Source organism: Cellulomonas alba (assembly GCF_030362835.1).
Lineage (GTDB): Bacteria > Actinomycetota > Actinomycetes > Actinomycetales > Cellulomonadaceae > Cellulomonas > Cellulomonas alba.
This window is the reverse complement of record NZ_JAUCGQ010000001.1, coordinates 847,213-864,508: the sequence shown is the minus strand read 5'-3', so window position 1 is coordinate 864,508 and position 17,296 is coordinate 847,213. Positions and strand designations below refer to the sequence as shown.

Sequence of the window (17,296 nt, the reverse complement as noted above, 5' to 3'; positions counted from 1 at the left end):
GGGCGCGTTGCGTCGTCGGGTCCTCCAGGCGACGATCGCGGCGGTCACCGTCGCGGTCGTGCTCCTCGGCTTCCCCCTCGCGTTCCTCGGCGCGCAGCTCGTGCGCGAGAACGCGGTGCAGCAGCTGCAGGCGCGCGTGGACTCCGCGGCGCGGGCGGTCGACTTCCGCGTCGACCAGAACATCAAGCTGTCCGACCGGATGCTCGAGCCGTACGTGGGCGGCCAGGACGGCGACCTGCCCGGCTCGATCGTCGTGCAGACACCCGACGGCCAGGTGTTCCACGCGGGCCAGCACGTCGACGGGCGCACGTTGTCCGTCAGCAGCACGTCGGACACCGGTGCGACGGTCCGGCTGTACGTCAGCTGGTGGGCGGTCTTCTGGCTGAGCGCGCGCGTGATCCTGCTCGTCGTCGTCGCGGCGGTCGTCGCGTTCGCGGCCGGCATCGCGATGGCGATCTGGCAGGCCAACCGGCTCGCGGCGCCGCTCGTCTACCTCGCGGCCTCGGCCGAGCAGCTCGGGTCGGGGCAGGTGCGCCCGCGGCTCGAGCCGTCCGGCGTCGAGGAGATCGACCTGGTGGCCGCCGAGCTCGCGCGCAGCGCCGACCGGATGGCGGGGCGCCTCGCGGCCGAGCGCCAGTTCGCGTCCGACGCCTCGCACCAGCTGCGGACCCCGCTGACCGCGCTGTCGATGCGGCTCGAGGAGATCATGCTCGCGACGCGCGACGACGAGGTCCGCGAGGAGGCCCGCATCTCGCTCGAGCAGGTGGAGCGGCTCGTGCGCGTCGTCGACGACCTGCTCGCGAGCTCGCGCCGCGTGCAGGGCGGCACGACGGAGGCCGTCAGCCTGCTCGACGTCGTCCACCAGCAGGAGGAGGAGTGGGCGCCGACCTACGAGGCCGTCGGGCGCCGGCTCGTGGTCGAGGTCGACCGGTCCACGCAGGTGCTCGCGACGCCCGGCGCGCTCGCGCAGGTGCTCGCGACCCTCATCGAGAACTCGCTCAAGCACGGGGCGGGTACCACGACCGTGCGCTCGCGGGCGGGCGGCCCGTCGTCCGCCGTGGTCGTCGAGGTCGCCGACGAGGGTCCGGGCGTCCCGGACGACCTCGCGCCGCGCATCTTCGAGCGCGAGGTGACCTCGGGCAAGGGCACGGGCCTGGGCCTCGCCCTCGCGCGCGACCTCGCCTCCGCCGACGGCGGGCGCCTCGAGCTCGCCCAGCGGCGGCCGGCGGTGTTCGCGCTGTTCCTCTCCGGCGTGCCCGCCTCGCTCCGCCCCGACGTCGTCCTCCCGCTCGGCGCCGTCGTCTCGGCCCGGCCCGACCGGCGCCGTCGCTGACTCGGTAGCCTGTCGGCAGCCTGGGCGCTCGACGCCGTGGCACGACCCCAGACGAAGGACTGCCGTGTACCGCATCCACCCCGCGCTCCAGCACTACGACTGGGGCTCGACCACGGCGATCCCGGACGCGCTGGGGCTCGTCCCGGACGGCCGGCCGGTGGCCGAGGCGTGGTTCGGCGCGCACACGTCGGCGCCGTCGCGCGTCGAGCTGCCGAGCGGTGCGTGCGGTCTCGACCAGCTCGTCGCGGACGACCCGGGGCACGTGCTCGGCTCGGACGTCGCCACGCGCTTCGGCAAGCAGCTGCCGTACCTGCTCAAGCTGATCGCGGCCCACCGGCCGGTGTCGCTGCAGGTGCACCCGTCCGTGGCGAGCGCCGAGCGGGGCTTCGCGGCCGAGGACGCGGGCGGCGTGCCGCGCGACGCCGCGCACCGGAGCTACCGCGATCGCAACCACAAGCCCGAGCTCGTCTACGCGCTGACGCGGTTCGACGCGATGGTCGGCTTCCGTGCGCCGCGCCGCGCCGCGGAGCTGCTCGACGGCCTCGACGCGCCGCTCGCCGAGTCGCTGCGCGCGCTGCTCGTCGCGGACCCCGGCTCGACCGGCGTCCGCACGGCGTTCGCGTGGCTGCTGTCGCCGCAGACGCGGCCCGACGCCGACCAGGTCGCGCGGCTCGTCGAGGCGTGCGCGGCGCGGCTCGAGGCCGGCTCGCCGTCGCCGCGGACGGACCGCACGGTCATCCGGCTCGCGCAGACGAACCCCGGCGACGTCGGCGCGGTGACGTCGATCCTGCTCAACCCGGTGACGCTGCGGCCGGGCGAGGCGCTGTTCGTGCCCGCCGGGTGCGTGCACACGTACCTCTCGGGGTTCGGCGTCGAGATCATGGCGAACTCCGACAACGTGCTGCGCGCGGGCCTGACGAGCAAGCACGTCGACGTCGCCGGCCTGCTCGAGAACGTCGACACCGTCGCGGCGCCGCCCATCCGCATCGCGCCGGAGCGCGGCTTCTCCGCGACCGAGACGTTCTACGCGCCGGTCGACGACTTCGAGCTGTCGATCACGCGCCTCTCCGACGAGGGCGAGACGCGCATCCCGGGCCGGGGGCCGCGCATCGTGCTGTGCCTCGAGGGCGACGTGACGGTGCGGACGCAGAACGACGGCGACGTGCGCCTGGTGCGCGGCGAGTCCGCGTTCGTGCCGGCGGCCGACGGCGCCGTGACGGCGCGCGGCGACGGGGTGCTCGCGCAGGCCGACGTCCCCTGACCCGCACGTCCCGGCCGGTCAGCGGCCGGTGAACACCCACTTCTTGTAGCCGACGTACCGGATGACGGTCGCGAGCCCGATGCCGAGCACCGTCGAGACGTTGTCCGCGAGCTGCGAGTGCAGCCCGAGGGCGTAGCGCGACAGCGCCAGGGTCGCGACCGGGACGAGTGCACCCACGACGTTGATCGCGGAGAAGACGAGCAGCTCGTGGCCGCGGCGCGCGGTGCGGTGCTGGGAGAACGTCCAGTGGCGGTTGCCGACCCACGACACGAGCGTGGCGGCGACGAGCGAGATGACCTTGGCGGTCAGCGGCTTGTGCTCGAGCACGTGCCCGGGCCCGTACAGCAGCAGGTTGAACAGCCCGAGGTCCACGACGAACGAGACGCCGCCGACCGACAGGAAGCGGATCAGCTCCGCCGCGCGCTCCCGGAGCGTCGGGGCGATCGCCACCGGCGTGGGCGGTGCGGCGAGCGCCTCCGCGGCGAGCACGAGGTTCTCCTCGGGTGCGACGGCGACGTGCGCGCTCTCGTCGGCTGGGTCCACGCCTGCTCCTGCCCCCGCGGCCCGCGGGGCCGGTTGCTGCTCGCTCGGCCCCGTGCTGGCGCCGTGCCGCGAGGGTACCGCGCGTGTCGCAGAGAAGTCTGAGAGCGCCCGCCCGGAACGATTCGGCCGGGCCGCTGCCGGGGCCCGGTCCGCACGGCGAACGCCGCGGCCGGGTGCCCGACGGCCCGGCTAGGCTCGCGAGACGTGACAGCACCCGTGGTGGCAGTGGTCGGTGGCGGGCAGCTCGCGCGCATGATGACGCCGGCGGCGACCGCGCTCGGCCTGCACCTGCGGGTGCTCGTGGAGTCGGCGACGTCGTCGGCGGCGCAGGTCGTGGTCGACGCCCCCGTGGGGGCGGCGTCCGACGCCGACGCGATCCGCGCGCTCGTCGCGGGCGCCGCGGCCCTGACCTTCGAGCACGAGCACGTGCCGAACGCGCTGCTGGACGAGCTCGTCGCCGCGGGGACGCCCGTGCGCCCGGCCGCGCACGCGCTGCGCCACGCGCAGGACAAGATCGTGATGCGCGAGCGCCTCACCGAGCTCGGCGTGCCGTGCCCACGCTGGTCGCGGGTGACGAGCGCGGCCGACCTGGACGCGTTCCTGGCGGGAGGCGAGGGCGTCGTGAAGACGGCGCGCGGCGGCTACGACGGCAAGGGCGTGCGCGTCGTCCGGTCGTCGGACGAGGTGACCGACTGGCTCGCCGCGGCCGCCGACGGCACGGGCGCGCCGCTCCTGGTCGAGGAGAAGGTGCCGTTCGTGCGCGAGCTCGCCGCGCTCGTGGCGCGCCGCCCGTCCGGCGAGGTCGCCACGTGGCCCGTCGTCGAGTCCGTGCAGGTCGGCGGCGTCTGCTCCGAGGTCGTCGCGCCGGCGCCCGGCCTCGACCCCGCGACGCAGGCCGCCGCACGCGACGCCGCGGTGGCGATCGCCGAGGGCCTCGACGTCACGGGCGTGCTCGCGGTCGAGCTGTTCGAGGTGCCCGGGCCGGACGGCACCCGCGTGCTCGTCAACGAGCTCGCGATGCGGCCGCACAACTCGGGCCACTGGACGATCGACGGCGCGGTGACGAGCCAGTTCGAGCAGCACCTGCGTGCCGTGCTCGACCTGCCGCTCGGCGCGACGGAGCCCACCGCGCGCTGGACCGTGATGGCCAACGTGCTCGGCAGCGCGCTCGACGACCCGACGGACGCGCTCGCCGCGGTCGGCGCGCTCGACCCGGGCGCGAAGGTGCAGCTGTACGGCAAGGAGGTCCGCGCGGGACGCAAGCTCGGCCACGTCAACGTGTCCGACGACGACCTCGACCGCGCACGGAGCCGGGCGCGCGCCGCCGCGGCGCTGCTGCGCGGCGAGCCCGCCCCGTGACGAGCCTTCGCACGAACCCCTCCGGGTGCGCGACGTACCCGGCCATGACGCACGGACGGAGACACTGATGGCACAGCCGCTCGTCGGGATCGTGATGGGCTCGGACTCCGACTGGCCCGTCATGGAGGGTGCCGCGAAGGCGCTCGCCGAGTTCGACGTGCCGGTCGAGGTCGACGTGGTGTCCGCCCACCGGCAGGCCGCGAAGATGCTCGACTACGGCCGCACCGCGGCCGACCGCGGACTGCGCGTGATCGTGGCGGGGGCGGGCGGCGCGGCCCACCTGCCGGGCATGCTCGCGTCGGTGACGCCGCTCCCCGTGATCGGCGTGCCCGTGCCGCTCGCGTACCTCGACGGCATGGACTCGCTGCTGTCCATCGTGCAGATGCCCGCGGGCGTGCCGGTCGCGACGGTCTCGATCGCGGGTGCGCGGAACGCGGGACTGCTCGCGGCGCGCATCCTGGCGTCCGGCACCGACGAGACGGCGACGCGGCTCCGCGAGGCGATGCTCGCGTTCCAGGCCGACCTGACCGCTCAGGCCGACGCGAAGGGCGAGCGGCTGCGCGGGCTGACCTCGGAGCGCCCGCGGACCGGGTTCACCGCCTGAGGGTCCGCCGCGTGCCCGGTGCCCGCCGCGCCGCCCCGCAGCACGTACCGCTCGATCGGAGGCTCGACCGCCCAGCGCGTCGCGGCGCGCACGAGGCGCGTGGCGAGCACGGCCGCGAGCCCGGCCGCCGCGAGGGCCACCAGAGCTGTCTGCCACCACGACGTGACGCCGTCGAGCAGGCTCGTGCGACGCAGGACGTCGAGCACGGGCGCGTGCAGCAGGTAGACGAAGAGGCTCGCGAGGCCGAGCCCGGTGAGCCAGGACCGCCCGCGCGGCACGAGCGTGAGCACCGCGGCCACGAGCGCCGCACCCGCGAGCAGCAGGCCGAAGCGCACGACAGAGCCGCGCAGGTCGCTCGTGCCCCAGTCGGCGTTCCCGCCGTCGAGCTGGAAGGTCCCGGTGCCGAGCCGGCCGCGCGTCAGCCAGGTCGCCGCGGCCGCCAGCGCGACGGTGGTCAGTGCTGCGACGCGCGCGCCGCGGGCGTCGAGCCACGCACGGACCGGCGCCTCGCGGAGCACCAGCCCGGCGACGAAGAACGGCAGGTACGTCAGCACGTCGTCGAGCGCCAGCGTGTGGGTGACGCCGTGGCCGAGCCCGGCCGCGATCGAGACGACCACGGAGCCGGCGAGCAGGATGCCGGGGCGGACGGCGCGCAGCATCGGCGCGGCGAGCCGCCACGCGACGACCGCGGGCAGGTACCAGAGCGTCCAGCCGGGCACGAGCAGGTCCAGGTGCGCCGGGTGGCCTTGCGTCAGCGTCCGCTCGCCCCACTGCACGAGCTCGAACGCGAGGTACGGCACCACGAGCGCGGTGACGAGGCGCCCCGCGCGCCGATGGGTGAGCTCGGCCGTCAGGTACCCCGTGACCAGCACGAGGAGCGGCACGTGGAACAGGTAGATCAGCCGGTAGAGCCAGTCGGCGCTCGCTGACGAGTCGGTCGCGGGCTGCACCGCGTGCCCCACGACCACGAGCAGGACCGCCAGCCCGCGGGCGTTGTCCCACCACGCGTCGCGGGCACGTGTGCTGTGCGCCGCGTTTGCGAGGTCTGTGACCACCACTGCACCCTAGGCGACATGCCCGTTCGACGACGAATGCCCTCGCTGGTCCTGTCTGCCGCAATCGCGCTGGTCGTCGCGCTCGTGACCTGCGGCCCGGCGGCGCCGGCACAGGCGGCGGCGCGGACGGCGGTCACGTTCTCCGCCAGCCAGACGGCGCTCCGCAAGGGCGAGATGACGTGGCTGAGCGGCCGCGTCACGGTCGGGTCGTCCGGGGCGTCCCAGGCGAAGGTCGCCGTCGAGCGGCGCGCGGGTGCGGGCGCCTGGTCTCGGCTGACGACGCTGACGACGACCACGACGGGCCGGTTCGCCGTGCGGCAACGCCCGGCCGCCGCGTACTCCTACCGGGCGCGCGTGCTCGCCGCGGGCTCGGTCGGCAGCGCGGTCAGCCGCACCGCGACGATCCGGTTCTCCGGCGCGGACCGGACGCTCGCGCAGCGTGCCACCGTGCTGCGCCCGCAGCTCGGCCCGCTCACGGGCGCCACGACCGCCGCGTCGGGCTCGGTGCGGTACCGCAGCACGACCAAGGGGCTGCTCGTCGAGGTCCGCACGAGCTCGTCGGTGCGCACGTGGCTCGTCTACGGCGACATCCTGACGGCGTACCGCAAGGCGGGCGGTCCGAAGGGGAAGCTGGGCGCGCCGCTCGCCGACCCGAAGTGCGGGCTGCTCGAGTCGGGCTGCGTCCAGCGGTTCGCCCGCGGCGCGATCTACGACAACGCGCACACGAAGGGAACCGTCGCGTACGGGACGGGCCGCGTCACCGAGATCATCGCGGCCGAGCGCTCACAGCTCGGCTACGGCATCCACACGCTCAACAGGTCGAAGTACAACGCGTGGGCGCACTCGCCGTACGCGTGGTGCTCGCTGTTCCAGTCCTGGGCCGCCGCGGCGACCGGCAACGCGGCGTACATCCCGCAGAGCACCAAGTTCTCGCGCTTCGTCGCGGCGACGAAGGCCCACCTCCGCACGGGCTCCACGCCGCGGGTCGGCGCGCTCGTCTTCTTCGACACCGACGCCGACGGCCGCACCGCGCCGACGCACGTGGGCCTGGTCATCGCGGTGCACGCGACGACGATCACGACGATCGAGGCGAACACGAGCAACCCCGCCGGCGGCACGGCGCGCGGCGTCTACCTCAAGGAACGCGTCAGATCCTGGCCGCTGTTCTACGCCTACCCGAAGTACCTCTCGTGACGACCGCGTCCCGGGCCGCGCACCGACACCGGATGCGCGCGCTGGCGATCACGGCCGCCCTCGCGCTGGCCGCCCTCGTCGGGGAGACCGTCGCGGCGGGTCCCGCCGACGCGGCCGGCGGGGCCGGCTCCCGGGCGTCGGCCGCGCGACTCTCGGGCGGGGTGGAGGCCGCCGTCGTGGCCGCGGCGCCTGCCGCCGTGCCCGCTGCGACCTCGGCCACCGCTCGCGTCGTCACCGCGACGGCGACGCCCGCGGCGGTGATCCGCGGCGAGCAGGTCCTGTTCCAGGGCTCGGTCAAGGCCGGCGGCACGGCCGTCGTGGGCGTCACGGTCCAGCTCGTGCGCCGGGTGTCCGCGACCGCGCGGGAGGTCCTGGGCTACGCCGTCACGTCGTCCTCGGGCGGCTACTCGATCGCCGCGCGTCCGGCCGTCGCGGGGGAGTACTACACGCGCGTGCTCGCGTCGGGCTCGACGCCCGGGGCGCACGGTCCCGTGCTCCCGGTCCGCCTCGTGGGCGGCAACCGCACGCTGGACCAGCGCGCCCAGCTGCTGGGCTCGCGGCTCGGTGCGGCCACGGCCGGCATCTCGACGCTGTCCGCCTCGGCGCGCGCGCAGGTCGGCGACCCCGCCGTCACGCGCGTGCGGACCCGCACGTACCAGAAGGGTCAGCTCGTCGAGGTGACGCGCTCGGGCGTCGTCCGGACGTGGCTCGTCGCCTCGAAGATCCGGAGCCGCGTCGTCGCCAAGGGCGGGGTCACGGGCGTGTTCGGCGTCCCGATGCAGGACGCACGCTGCGGCCTGCTCGAGTCCGGCTGCATCCAGCAGTTCTCGAAGGTCGCGGCGTACCAGAGCTCGACCGTCGCCTCGGCGCACTACCAGCACGGCCGTGGCGGGGCGGCGCAGTACCTCGCGACCGCTCGCGCGCAGCTGGGCTACCGCGAGCCCGCGTGGCGCAAGTCGAAGTACAACACGTGGGTCGGCGGCCACCTGGCGTGGTGCAGCGTGTTCCAGTCGTGGGTCGCCGCGGGGTCCGGGCAGCCGGGAGCCGTCCCGAAGCGCGCGACGTTCCCCTCGTTCGTCAAGGCCGTCAAGGCGCAGCTGCGCACGTACTCGCGGGGCAGCAGCAAGCCGCACGCGGGCACGCTCGTCATCTACGACCTCGCGACGGGCGGTCGGGGCGCGCCGACGCACGCCGGGGTCGTGATCAGCCTGACGAAGACCACGGTGACGGCGATCGAGGGAAACTCCTCGACCGGGCTCGGCTTCACCGACAAGCGCGGCGTGTACGTCCACACCCGCGCACGGAGCGCGGTCGTGCTGTTCGCCGAACCGGCGTGGTGAGCCGATCCTCATCCGCTCGACCGGCCGTTCGGCGCCGGCCGAGCTAGCGTCGAACGGATGGCCGTCAGCTCGCTCACCCCTCCACCAGCGCCTGCCGACGACACCACCGTCGGCGCGCCGACCCTCACGGCGCCCGCCGCCGAGCCCACGCGCGCCCGCCTCGCGGCGCTCGACGGGCTCCGGTTCGCGGCGGCCGCCGCCGTCGTGCTCTACCACTTCACGGCCCGGCGCACGACGTCCTGGGGCACGCACCAGGCCGAGCTCGGGGCGCTGGGGAAGTGGGCGACGTACGGGTCGCTCGGACCCGAGCTGTTCTTCGTGATCAGCGGGTTCGTGATCCTGATGACGGCGTGGGGCCGCTCGACCGCGAAGGTCGTGGCGTCCCGGGTCGCGCGCATCTACCCCGCGTACTGGGTCGCGGTGCTCGCGACCGGCGCGCTCCTGCTGCTCGTGTACCCGGCGGGCAAGGCCGTGACGCCGGGCGAGGTGCTCGTCAACCTCACGATGGTCCAGCAGGCCGCCGGCTACGACCACGTCGACGGCGTCTACTGGACGCTCTGGACCGAGCTGCGCTTCTACGTGCTGATCGGCGCGTTCACGCTCGTGGGCGTCACGCGCCGGCGGGTGCTCGGCGTCGTGCTGCTGTGGCCCTGGGTCGCGCTGTGGGTCGAGCGGCAGGGGTGGGACACCGCCGCGATGCTGCTCGTCTCGGACTACGCGCCGCTGTTCTCGGTCGGCATGGCGATCTACGTCGTGCACCGCTGGGGTCACGGGGTGCTGCCGTGGCTGGCGGTCGGGCTGGGCACCTGGCTCGCGGTGCAGCGCGTCGTGCCGTCGCGCACCGCCGTGCTCAACCACGCGACGGCGTTCGTCACCCACCGGGGGGCCGTCGCCGCCGCGCTCGTCGTCTGCGTCGCGCTCGTCGCCGCCGTGACGCTCACGCCGCTCGCGCGCGTCGAGTGGCGCGGGCTCGTCGTGCTCGGCGCGCTGACCTACCCGCTGTACCTCGTGCACCAGTACTGGGGCCTGTACGTGATCCACGAGGTGGTCGACGCCGTCCCGGCGTACGTCGCGCTCGCGTGCGCGCTCGTCGCGGTCACCGCACTCGCCTGGCTCGTGCACCTGCTGATCGAGCGGCCCGCCGGCCCGCGCATGCGCCGCGCGGTCCAGACCGGCCTCGAGCGCGCTCGCGACGCGGTGCTCGGGCCCGTCTCGCGTGCCGGCCGGCTGCTCGCGTGGGCGCCGGCGCCGCGCGACGCGCTGCGCTGAGCGCGCCGCACCGAGCGTGGCGTCCGGCTCGCGTCGCCGGCCGCGGGTTACTCGAGGCCGCCCACCTTGCCCGCGGGCAGCTTGCCGTCGCGGATCGCGGCGAAGAAGGACGCCGTCTTGTCCGGGTCGAGCTCGACGGTCGAGCCGACGCCGCCCGGGCGGTAGTTCAGCGAGAGCAACGGGGGGGAGCCCGTGACGCCGCCGTCCCCGTTCGCGGCGCGGAACGCGAGCGCCATGCGGCCCAGGTCGACGATGTCCGAGTCGTCGTCCACCGTGAGCACCCCGGTCGCGGCGTCGACGAGCGCGACCTGCTGGGACGGGTGGAACGCGAGCGAGCTCGGCTGCACCTTCTTCATGACGGCGCCGACGACCTGCCGCTGGCGCTCGGCGCGGCCGATGTCGCCGAGGGGGTCGGCCTTGCGCATGCGCGAGAACGCGAGGGCCTTCTTGCCCTGCACCACGTGGCACCCCGCCTTCCACGTGAGCTTCGAGTCCTTGTCGTGCACGTCCTTGGCGTAGCAGAGCCGCACGCCGCCGACCGCGTCGACGACGTCCTCGACGCCCGCCATGCCGATCTGCACGTAGTGGTCGACCGTCATGCCCGTGAGCTTCTCGACCGTCCGCACGAGCAGGGGCGCGCCGCCCCACGCGAAGGCGGCGTTGATCTTGTTGTGGCCGTGGCCCGGGATGGCGACGTAGGAGTCGCGCGGGATCGAGATGAGCGCGGTCGGGCCGTGCTGCGGCACGTGGAGCAGCAGGATCGAGTCCGTGCGCGCTCCGACCGTGTGGTCGTGCACCGCGCCGTCGGCGCGCGAGTCCGAGCCCGCGATCAGGTACGTGGTGCCGGGCGTGCCCGCCGCGCCGGAGAGTGCCGCGGTGTGCTGCACCTTCCCGTTCGCCCACGTGACGAGCCCGACGGGCCACGCGAGCGCGAGCACGAGCAGGAGCACGAGGCAGACGACGACCCAGCGCACGGGGTGCCGGCGCCGGGCGGGTGCCGCGTCGCCGTCGGCCCTGGCGTCAGCGGGCTGACCGGTGCCCGGTCGGCCGGTGCCCGGCTGCGCCGGGCGCGGCTGCGTGCCGGCGCGTGCGGCTCCGGCGGCGCGGACCTCGGGTCGGTGGCTCGTCGCCGTCCGCGGCGCGGCGGGCCGCGACGTGGCCGGGGGCGACGTGGCCGCAGGCGAGGCCGCGGCGCCGCCCGACGGCGAGTTCGAGGGCCGGGACGACGACGTCGCGGGCGCGACCGTCGGCGGGCGCTGGCCACCCGGCTGCGGCGGCCGCGAGGCGCGCGAGCCGCTGCCGACGGCGATGGCGTCGTCGGTCGGCGGCCGCCCGCCCGACGAGGCGGGCGTGAAGCTCGGGGGACGCGTCACGCGCCGGTCGTCGGTCACGCCTTCTTGCAGACCGCGGTGGTGTCGTCGACGTTGAACGCCTCTTCGCCGGCCTTCTTCGTCTCGCCCTGGCTGGGCGTGGGCGTCTCGGTCGAGCCCGGCGTCGGCGTCGAGGCCGGCGTCTCGGTCTCGCCGAGGGCGGGCTTGTCGGCGGCGATGTTCGCCCAGATGGTCGCGGCCTCGGCCTTCCAGACCACGCGGTTGTGGTCCTGCGGCCACGGCTCCCACGGGATCGTCATGAAGGTGATGTTGGCACCTCGGATGGACCGCATGTTGTAGGCGAGCCCGGCCATGTCGGTGATCGACATGTTCGTCGTCAGCGACTTGGTGGCCGCGTCGAGGAAGCGCAGGACGCTCGTCGGGCTCGTCAGCACGTCCTTCGTCAGCAGGTGCTTGATCATCGCCGCGACGAGACGCTGCTGGTTGCCGATGCGGCCGATGTCCGAGCCGTTGCCCACGGCGTGGCGCGAGCGGGCGAAGCCGAGCGCCTTCTTGCCGTTCAGCGTCTGGTAGCCCGCCTTGAGGTGCAGGTTGTTCGCCTTCGGGTCGTCCATGGCGTACGGCACGCAGATCGGCACGCCACCGATCGCATTGACCATGCGCTCGAAGCCCTCGAAGTCGACCACGAGGTAGTCGTTGAGCTTGATGCCGGTGTTCCGCTCGACCGTCTTCCAGGTGCACGCGGCGGCCGACGCGATGTCGCGGCCCATGTCGTTCCCCGTGGCGAACGCCGCGTTGAACATCTGGTTGTGCTGCGGGTACGACTTCTTGCCGTTCGTGGCCTTGCACGCCGGGATGTCGACGATCGAGTCGCGGGGGATCGAGACCGCCTCGACGCGCGACCGGTCGGCCGAGATGTGGACGACGATCGCGGTGTCCGACCGCATGCCGGTGGCGACCTTGCCGCCGATCTTGCCGTTGGCGCCGCTGCGCGAGTCCGAGCCGAGGACGAGCAGGTTGACCGCCTTGCCGGCGTTCGGGTCGGTGGGCGTCGCCTGCGTGGGCTTCGACGACGCGCCGTCGTCGCCGACGAGCGCCGAGATGTCGACCTTGTTCACGTTGCCGGAGAACTGGCGGTACGCAGCGACGGCCGCCGAGGCGCCGAACGTCAGGACGAAGACCACGGCCACGGCGGTGCCCCGGAGCACGTTGTGCGTCCGGTGGGTCCGCGCGTGGCGGGTCGTTCGGGCGCGCTCGGTGGCGGCATGGCGGGGAAGCACCCAGTGATCGTAGGTTCCGCCGCAGGTGAGAGCGCGGTAGGCCCGGTTGCCGCCCGGTGGAGGACTTGTGCAGATCAGCCCCGACTAGGCTGACGCCCGATGTCCGAGCAGCCTGCCACCGTTCCCGCGACCGTCCCGGCGACGCCCGTCGGCGCCCCCCTCGCGAGCCCGCCCGTGTCGGTCGTGCTCGCGGTGCGCGACGAGGAGCGCTTCCTCGACGGCGCCGTGCGCCGGATCCTCGGGTCCGGCTACGCGGGCGAGCTCGAGGTCGTGCTCGCGGTCGCGCCGAGCATCGACCGCACGCGCGAGATCGCCGACGAGCTCGCGGCGCACGACCCACGCGTCCAGGTGGTCGACAACCCGACGGGGTGGACGCCGAACGGGCTCAACCTCGCGGTCGCCGCCGCGCGGCACGACATCCTCGTGCGCGTCGACGGCCACAGCGAGCTCTCGCCGGGCTACATCACGGAGGCCGTCGAGGTGCTGACGCGCACCGGCGCGGCGAACGTCGGCGGCCGGATGCTGCCCGTGGGCGAGACGCCGTTCGAGCAGGCCGTGGCGCGCGCGATGAGCACGCCGCTCGGCATCGGCGCGGCGAGCTTCCACACGGGTGGCGACGAGGGGCCCGCGCCGACCGTCTACCTCGGGGTCTTCCGCCGCGACGCGCTCGCGAAGGTCGGCGGCTTCGACGAGCGGTTCGTGCGCGCGCAGGACTGGGAGCTCAACCACCGGCTGCGCGCCGCGGGCGAGACCGTCTGGTTCGACCCGCGGCTCGGCGTCGACTACCGGCCTCGCGGGTCCTACCGCGCGCTGGCGCGCCAGTTCTACAAGACGGGCCAGTGGCGGCGGTTCGTCATGCGGGAGTACCCCGAGACGGCGTCGTGGCGCTACCTCGCGCCGCCTGCGGCGACGGCCGGCGTGGTCGGTGGCCTCGTGCTGGGTGCCGTGGGCGCGACGGTCGGCCCGCGCTGGCTGCTCGCGGGGCTCGCCGCTCCGGTCGGGTACGGCGCGATCGTCGCCGTCGGTGCGGTCGTCGCGGGGCGCGGCCTGCCGGCGGGTGCGCGTCGCCACCTCGGTCCCGTGGTCGCGACCATGCACCTCACGTGGGGCGCGGGCTTCCTGCGCGGCGTGCGGCCGAAGGGCTGACGGCGCGCGGTCAGCGGATCGCCGCGCGCAGCGCGGGCCGGAAGCGGTCGAGGTCGAACGTGAACCGGGAGTTGAAGACGCGGAGGTCGTGGCGCCCGGTGGGCCGCTCCAGGGACGTGCCCCAGAAGTAGTGGAGCTCGTTGCCGTTCGTCGCGGCGATCAGCTCCTCGTTGCTCGCGCCGTAGCCGTCGGCCGCGATGACGACGACGCGCGCCGTCGGCGCGAACATCACGCCGAACATGCCGCTCCCGCCGAACCCCGCGACGCACCTCGCCTGCGCGAACAGTGCGCGCTGCTCGGCGTACGCGTAGTCCTCGGGGTAGACGATCGCGAACCCCTCGTCCGCGAAGAAGCGCTCGACCTGGGGTCGGTCGACGCACGCGCGCTTGTCGCCGCGCCGCGAGACGAAGATGCGGTCGCCGTCCACCGGTGACTCGACCCGGTCGAGCCCGTCCGCCAGCCGGCGCCACGTCTCGGCGAGCTCGGGGTGGGTGTGGTGCGGGTTCTCGAACCGGGGCGTCGCCGCGTAGAGCCGCTCGACCAGCACGCGTTCGCCGTGGCGGACGACCTCGACGTCGCCGACGTCGATGCCGAGCGCCGCGAGCATCTGGAGCTGGAAGCTCGCCACGTGGTCCTCGCCGACACCGATGCTGACGAGCGGTCGCACGGCGGGATCGAGCTCGCGGGCCACCTCCCACCCCCAGCATCGCGACAGCACCTCGGTGGTGACGTGCCCGAAGTGGTCGGGGAACTCGGTGTCGAGGTGGAACAGCGCGCCCGCGACCTCCCGCGTCGGCTCGGCCGCGATGTGCGCCCGCACCCGGCCGGTGTGCGCCGTCGCGAACTCGAGCACCTTGCCGTTGTGCAGCCGGCGCTGGTGCGGGTGCCGGAACGTGTCCGGCGTGGCGTAGTCGCCGATGGTCACGAGCTGGCGTGCGGCCACCGTCGCGCCGTCGTAGCGGCGCACCCGCATCTCGGGGACGTGGAACGTGCGGCGCCCGACCTCGCGGAGCCCTTCGCCGTAGGCGGTGACGACGTTCGTCGCGGTGAACGTGAAGGCGGGCTCCTCGTGGACCGTGGCGCCCCACGTCGGGCCGAGCCGGGCGTCGAGCGTCGCGTCGGCCGCCCAGTCGCGCAGCTTGCGCAGGTGGTCGCCGCGCTTGACGACCACGACGTCGCCCCGGACGGTGCGGACGCTCGCGACCGACGCGGCGCGCTCGAGCGACTCGGCGACCACCCCGGGGACCGACTCGGGCTTCGCACCCGCGGGCACGCCGGTCCCGTCCGCGGCGGCCGCGAGGTCGGCGAGCGCCTCCCGCATCACGGGGTCGCGGCCCGACGGTCCGGCCGTGGCGGCGGCGGCGAGGTAGGCGCCCCGGTCGCGCAGGAAGGTGAACAGGTGGAGCAGCGCCGCGTGCTTGTCGTTCGGGCGCTGCGAGACCTCGAGGATCGCGTCGGGCGGCGGGACCTCCATCAGCACCTGGACCCGTGCGGCGGTCTTCGTGGCGACGCGCACGGACACCGACGGTGGCACCGCCGGCGTGGTCGCGCGGCGGACGACGGCGGTCACGTGCGCGGCCGGCAGGTGCGCCGCGAGCGTGCCCGCGAGCGCGGGCGTCAGCTCGTCGGCCACGACGACGACGTGCTCCACGACCGACGCGCGGCCGCCCAGGTGCCCGACCAGCCGCGCCACCGCCGCCGTGGCGTCGAAGTGGTGCCGGGCGGGCGACAGCCGGCGCGGCACGTGCGGCGAGCGGAGCCAGGCGCGCGCCCGGGTGGGCACCCGCCTGATGCGCGATCGCAGGTGGGGCTGCAGGGCGCACCACCCTTCCGGCTCGTCGTCCGTGCGACGACGCCGTCCGGCCGCGCAGCACCGCCGGCGGACTCGCCGCTCCCGTCGACGAGCGACGCTAGGAGCGGCTTCTGAGAGGTGCGTGAGACGGGTACGGACGGGTACGGCCGGGTGCGGTCAGCGGATCGCTGCGCTCAGCTCCGTGCGGAACCGGTCGAGGTCGAAGGTGAAGTCGGAGTTCAGCACCGAGTGGTCGTAGGCCCGCGCGGGCCGGTCCACCGAGGTGCCCCAGAAGTAGTGCAGCTCGTTGCCGTTCGTCGCGGCCATGAGCTCCTCGTTGTTGGCGTGGTACCCGTCACCCGAGATGATGACGACGCGCGCACGGCGGGCGAACATCATGCCGAACATGCCGCTGCCGCCGAAGCCCGCCAGCAGCCGTGCCTGGCTGAAGATCGCGCACTGCTCGGCGTACGAGTACTGCTCCGGGTACACGACGGCGTAGCCCGCGTCGGCGAAGAACGCCTCGATCTCCTCCCGGTTCAGGCACTCGCGCTTGGCGTGCCGGCGCGAGATGAACACGCGCTCGTTGGCGACCGGCGACGGGCCGCGGCCCAGACCGTCGGCGAGGCGGGACCAGACGTCGGCGAGCCGCGGGTGCGTGTGGTGCGGGTTCTCGAACTGCGGCGTCGCGGCGTAGAGCCGCTCGACGCGCAGCCGCTGGCCGGGCCAGATCACCACCGGGTCGCTCATGTCGATCCCCACGCCGGCGAGGAGGTCGAGCTGGAACTGCGCGACGCCCGGCTGGCCCGGCCCGACCGCGACCAGGGGACGCAGGCCCGGCTCGAGGGCACGTGCGTGCTCCCAGCCCCAGCACCGGGCGAGCACCTCCGTGGTGATGTGGCCGAAGTGGTTGGGGTACTCGGTGTCGAGGTGGAACAGCGCGCCCTCGACCTCTCCCGTCGGCTCCCGCGGGACGTCGGGCTGCAGCCGGCCCACGTACGGGGACGAGAACGCCAGCACCTTGCCGTTGTGGAGCCGCCCCTGGTGCGGGTGCCGGAAGCTGTCCGGGGCCACCAGGTCGCCGAGCGTGACGAGCTGGCGCGCGGCGATCGTGGCGCCCTCGTAGACCCGGACGCGCATCTCGGGCACGTCGAACGAGCGCCGGGCGACGTCGACGAGTCCCTCGCCGTAGACGGTGACGGTGTTCGTCGGCTCGAACGTGAACGCGGGCTCCTCGAGCAGCGTCGCGCCCCACGTCGTGCCGAGTCGCGCCGTGAGCACGCCGTCCGCGTCCCAGTCGCGCAGCTTGCGCAGGTGGTCGCCCTGCTTGACGACGACCACGTCGTCGCCGACGCGCGCGAACGAGCGCACCGCGAACGCCCGCTCGCGCGCCTCCGACACCGGGTCGGCGTCCCTGACCACCGGGAGCTCGTCGGGCACCTCGGGCGCGGCGGCGAGCTCCTCGAGGGCCGCCCGCATGGCGTCGCTGTCGGTCGTGGACGCGTCCGCCGAGAGGTAGACGCCGCCGTCGGCGAGGAAGCCGAACAGGCGACGGAGCGCGCCCTGCTTGTCGTTCGGCCGCCGCGAGAGGTCGACGATCGTGTCGGGCGCCGGGACGGCGGCGAGGATCAGCGCGCGCTGCTCGGTCCTCGTGGCGACGTGGACGGTCGCGCCCGGGAGGTCCACCTCCGGTTCGCGGCGCACGATGACGGTCGTGGTCGCGCCGGTGAACGCCGTCGCGAGCGCGTCACGGAGCGCGGCCGACATCGAGTCCGCGATCACGACCACG

General features: G+C 74.6%; 14 protein-coding genes. 8 read left to right on the top strand and 6 right to left on the bottom strand.

The window, feature by feature from the left end; all coding sequences use genetic code 11:
• The first annotated feature begins 7 nt into the window (after positions 1 to 7).
• Both QRT04_RS03835 and manA read left to right on the top strand, forming a co-directional pair.
• Positions 8 to 1,333 carry an ATP-binding protein gene (locus QRT04_RS03835; protein ID WP_289453627.1) on the top strand — a complete coding sequence of 442 codons (1,326 nt, stop codon included), beginning with the start codon at positions 8 to 10 and terminating at the stop codon, positions 1,331 to 1,333.
• A gap of 64 nt (positions 1,334 to 1,397) precedes the next feature.
• Positions 1,398 to 2,594, top strand: coding sequence for a mannose-6-phosphate isomerase, class I (gene manA, locus QRT04_RS03830; protein WP_289453625.1), 1,197 nt, complete (start codon positions 1,398 to 1,400; stop codon positions 2,592 to 2,594).
• Between the two features lie 18 nt (positions 2,595 to 2,612).
• Here manA and QRT04_RS03825 read toward each other — a convergent pair whose 3' ends face one another.
• The gene (locus QRT04_RS03825; protein ID WP_289453623.1) at positions 2,613 to 3,137 is read right to left on the bottom strand and encodes a GtrA family protein; all 525 of its coding nucleotides are present in this window, start codon (positions 3,135 to 3,137) and stop codon (positions 2,613 to 2,615) included.
• A 204-nt stretch (positions 3,138 to 3,341) separates the two neighbouring features.
• On the opposite strand from QRT04_RS03825, the gene QRT04_RS03820 reads away from it, so the two are divergent.
• Entirely contained in the window at positions 3,342 to 4,496 is a 1,155-nt protein-coding gene (locus tag QRT04_RS03820) for a 5-(carboxyamino)imidazole ribonucleotide synthase (RefSeq protein ID WP_289453620.1), read from the top strand.
• A gap of 67 nt (positions 4,497 to 4,563) precedes the next feature.
• On the top strand, positions 4,564 to 5,100 hold the full coding sequence (gene purE / locus QRT04_RS03815; protein WP_289453619.1) for a 5-(carboxyamino)imidazole ribonucleotide mutase: 537 nt from the start codon (positions 4,564 to 4,566) through the stop codon (positions 5,098 to 5,100).
• Here the strand turns inward: purE and QRT04_RS03810 are convergent.
• Positions 5,028 to 6,155, bottom strand: coding sequence for an acyltransferase family protein (locus QRT04_RS03810; RefSeq protein WP_289453617.1), 1,128 nt, complete (start codon positions 6,153 to 6,155; stop codon positions 5,028 to 5,030). The two genes, purE and QRT04_RS03810, sit on opposite strands and share 73 nt — an antisense overlap.
• Positions 6,156 to 6,191: 36 nt before the next feature.
• Here QRT04_RS03810 and QRT04_RS03805 point away from each other — a divergent pair, with 36 nt between their 5' ends.
• The 3 genes from QRT04_RS03805 to QRT04_RS03795 are packed head-to-tail and all read left to right on the top strand — an operon-like array spanning position 6,192 to position 9,958.
• Positions 6,192 to 7,349, top strand: a complete 1,158-nt coding sequence (locus QRT04_RS03805) for a CHAP domain-containing protein (protein ID WP_289453615.1) — start codon at positions 6,192 to 6,194, stop codon at positions 7,347 to 7,349.
• On the top strand, positions 7,346 to 8,689 hold the full coding sequence (locus tag QRT04_RS03800) for a CHAP domain-containing protein (RefSeq protein WP_289453613.1): 1,344 nt from the start codon (positions 7,346 to 7,348) through the stop codon (positions 8,687 to 8,689). Before QRT04_RS03805 ends, QRT04_RS03800 begins: the two co-directional genes overlap by 4 nt.
• A gap of 57 nt (positions 8,690 to 8,746) precedes the next feature.
• Entirely contained in the window at positions 8,747 to 9,958 is a 1,212-nt protein-coding gene (locus tag QRT04_RS03795; RefSeq protein ID WP_289453612.1) for an acyltransferase family protein, read from the top strand.
• A gap of 47 nt (positions 9,959 to 10,005) precedes the next feature.
• Here QRT04_RS03795 and QRT04_RS03790 read toward each other — a convergent pair whose 3' ends face one another.
• Together QRT04_RS03790 and QRT04_RS03785 are read right to left on the bottom strand one after the other, a co-directional pair.
• A complete protein-coding gene (locus QRT04_RS03790) occupies positions 10,006 to 11,349 on the bottom strand; it encodes an LCP family protein (protein ID WP_289453611.1) in 1,344 nt (447 codons plus the stop codon).
• Positions 11,346 to 12,569 carry an LCP family protein gene (locus QRT04_RS03785; protein WP_289453608.1) on the bottom strand — a complete coding sequence of 408 codons (1,224 nt, stop codon included), beginning with the start codon at positions 12,567 to 12,569 and terminating at the stop codon, positions 11,346 to 11,348. Before QRT04_RS03785 ends, QRT04_RS03790 begins: the two co-directional genes overlap by 4 nt.
• A 99-nt stretch (positions 12,570 to 12,668) precedes the next feature.
• Here QRT04_RS03785 and QRT04_RS03780 point away from each other — a divergent pair, with 99 nt between their 5' ends.
• Complete coding sequence (locus QRT04_RS03780) at positions 12,669 to 13,715, top strand: glycosyltransferase family 2 protein (RefSeq protein ID WP_289453606.1); 1,047 nt, start codon at positions 12,669 to 12,671, stop codon at positions 13,713 to 13,715.
• A 10-nt stretch (positions 13,716 to 13,725) separates the two neighbouring features.
• Here the strand turns inward: QRT04_RS03780 and QRT04_RS03775 are convergent, their stop codons facing one another.
• A complete protein-coding gene (locus tag QRT04_RS03775) occupies positions 13,726 to 15,498 on the bottom strand; it encodes a glycosyltransferase family 61 protein (protein ID WP_289453605.1) in 1,773 nt (590 codons plus the stop codon).
• 186 nt (positions 15,499 to 15,684) lie between these two features.
• Positions 15,685 to 17,295: a glycosyltransferase family 61 protein gene (locus tag QRT04_RS03770; protein WP_289453603.1), complete on the bottom strand. Its 1,611-nt coding sequence runs from the start codon at positions 17,293 to 17,295 to the stop codon at positions 15,685 to 15,687.
• Between the last annotated feature and the right edge of the window lies 1 nt (position 17,296).